This window comes from Grimontia celer, assembly GCF_900055185.1.
GTDB lineage: Bacteria > Pseudomonadota > Gammaproteobacteria > Enterobacterales > Vibrionaceae > Enterovibrio > Enterovibrio celer.
This window is the reverse complement of the sequence record NZ_FIZX01000017.1, coordinates 1-2,137: the sequence shown is the minus strand read 5'-3', so window position 1 is coordinate 2,137 and position 2,137 is coordinate 1. Positions and strand designations below refer to the sequence as shown.

1 rRNA gene is annotated in these 2,137 nt (G+C 53.3%); it reads left to right on the top strand.

What is annotated here, in order from left to right:
• Positions 1-2,137: ribosomal RNA gene (locus GCE9029_RS25145) — 23S ribosomal RNA — on the top strand; the annotation flags it as partial.

Sequence of the window (2,137 nt, the reverse complement as noted above, 5' to 3'; positions counted from 1 at the left end):
AGTTGCATGACGTAGACCCGAAACCGAGTGATCTAGCCATGGGCAGGTTGAAGATTGAGTAACATCAATTGGAGGACCGAACCGACTAATGTTGAAAAATTAGCGGATGACTTGTGGCTAGGGGTGAAAGGCCAATCAAACTCGGAGATAGCTGGTTCTCCCCGAAAGCTATTTAGGTAGCGCCTCGGACGAATACTACTGGGGGTAGAGCACTGTTAAGGCTAGGGGGTCATCCCGACTTACCAACCCTTTGCAAACTCCGAATACCAGTAAGTACTATCCGGGAGACACACGGCGGGTGCTAACGTCCGTCGTGGAGAGGGAAACAACCCAGACCGCCAGCTAAGGTCCCAAAGTTATCGCTAAGTGGGAAACGATGTGGGAAGGCTCAGACAGCCAGGATGTTGGCTTAGAAGCAGCCATCATTTAAAGAAAGCGTAATAGCTCACTGGTCGAGTCGGCCTGCGCGGAAGATGTAACGGGGCTAAGCGATACACCGAAGCTGCGGCAGTGCAATTTATTGTATTGGGTAGGGGAGCGTTCTGTAAGCCGTTGAAGGTGGTCTGTAAGGGCTGCTGGAGGTATCAGAAGTGCGAATGCTGACATGAGTAACGACAAAGGGGGTGAAAAACCTCCTCGCCGGAAGACCAAGGGTTCCTGTCCAACGTTAATCGGGGCAGGGTAAGTCGGCCCCTAAGGCGAGGCCGAAAGGCGTAGTCGATGGGAAACGGGTTAATATTCCCGTACTGCTGATAACTGCGATGGGGGGACGGAGAAGGCTAGGTGGGCCTCGCGACGGTTGTCGAGGTTCAAGTGCGTAGGTGGGTGTCTTAGGCAAATCCGGGACGCTATACACTGAGACACGATGTCGAGCTACTACGGTAGTGAAGTCATTGATGCCATGCTTCCGGGAAAAGCCTCTAAGCTTCAGGTTATCAGGAACCGTACCCCAAACCGACACAGGTGGTCGGGTAGAGAATACCAAGGCGCTTGAGAGAACTCGGGTGAAGGAACTAGGCAAAATGGTACCGTAACTTCGGGAGAAGGTACGCTGCCCATGGTGAAGTCCCTTGCGGATGGAGCTGAGGGCAGTCGCAGATACCAGGTGGCTGCAACTGTTTATTAAAAACATAGCACTGTGCAAAATCGAAAGATGACGTATACGGTGTGACGCCTGCCCGGTGCCGGAAGGTTAATTGATGGGGTTAGACTTCGGTCGAAGCTCTTGATCGAAGCCCCGGTAAACGGCGGCCGTAACTATAACGGTCCTAAGGTAGCGAAATTCCTTGTCGGGTAAGTTCCGACCTGCACGAATGGCGTAATGATGGCCACGCTGTCTCCACCCGAGACTCAGTGAAATTGAAATCGCAGTGAAGATGCTGTGTACCCGCGGCTAGACGGAAAGACCCCGTGAACCTTTACTACAGCTTGGCACTGAACATTGAGCCTACATGTGTAGGATAGGTGGGAGGCTTTGAAACACAGACGCCAGTTTGTGTGGAGCCGACCTTGAAATACCACCCTTGTATGTTTGATGTTCTAACTTAGGTCCCTTATCGGGATTGAGGACAGTGCCTGGTGGGTAGTTTGACTGGGGCGGTCTCCTCCCAAAGAGTAACGGAGGAGCACGAAGGTGGGCTAATCACGGTCGGACATCGTGAGGTTAGTGCAATGGCATAAGCCCGCTTGACTGCGAGAATGACGGTTCGAGCAGGTGCGAAAGCAGGTCATAGTGATCCGGTGGTTCTGAATGGAAGGGCCATCGCTCAACGGATAAAAGGTACTCCGGGGATAACAGGCTGATACCGCCCAAGAGTTCATATCGACGGCGGTGTTTGGCACCTCGATGTCGGCTCATCACATCCTGGGGCTGAAGTCGGTCCCAAGGGTATGGCTGTTCGCCATTTAAAGTGGTACGCGAGCTGGGTTTAGAACGTCGTGAGACAGTTCGGTCCCTATCTGCCGTGGGCGTTGGATGATTGAGAGGGGCTGCTCCTAGTACGAGAGGACCGGAGTGGACGAACCTCTGGTGTTCGGGTTGTCACGCCAGTGGCATTGCCCGGTAGCTAAGTTCGGAATCGATAACCGCTGAAAGCATCTAAGCGGGAAGCGAGCCTCAAGATGAGTCATCCCTAGG